Annotated in this window: 1 pseudogene; it reads left to right on the top strand. The window is 49.8% G+C overall.

Features of this window, described 5'->3' with window-relative positions:
• Positions 1-52: 52 nt before the first annotated feature.
• Positions 53-249: pseudogene (locus tag H6B10_RS16365) on the top strand (phosphonate ABC transporter substrate-binding protein); the annotation flags it as partial.

Genomic DNA, 249 nt, shown 5'->3' with positions numbered 1-249 from the left:
ATTTAATAGTAACCCCAGAAACGTTTACAGAAACAACAAGGAGGATCACAGAATGAAAAAAGCATTTTCTCTCCTGCTGGCTGGTGTGATGTGTGTTGGCCTGTTGGCTGGCTGCGGCGGCCAAAACAGCGAGTCCCAGAGCAGCACCAGCAGCACAAGTTCCACAGACAGCAGCACAAGTACCACAGCGACTTCTGAAACCAGCAACAAAAAGATTGATACCTTGCGGATCGCTTTTGTCCCGTCCCG

It is taken from the genome of Gemmiger formicilis, from assembly GCF_016901605.1.
In the GTDB taxonomy this organism is placed as follows: Bacteria; Bacillota; Clostridia; order Oscillospirales; family Ruminococcaceae; genus Gemmiger; species Gemmiger formicilis_B.
Note: the sequence above shows the minus strand (reverse complement) of the source record. Positions and strands in the feature narration are given on the sequence as shown.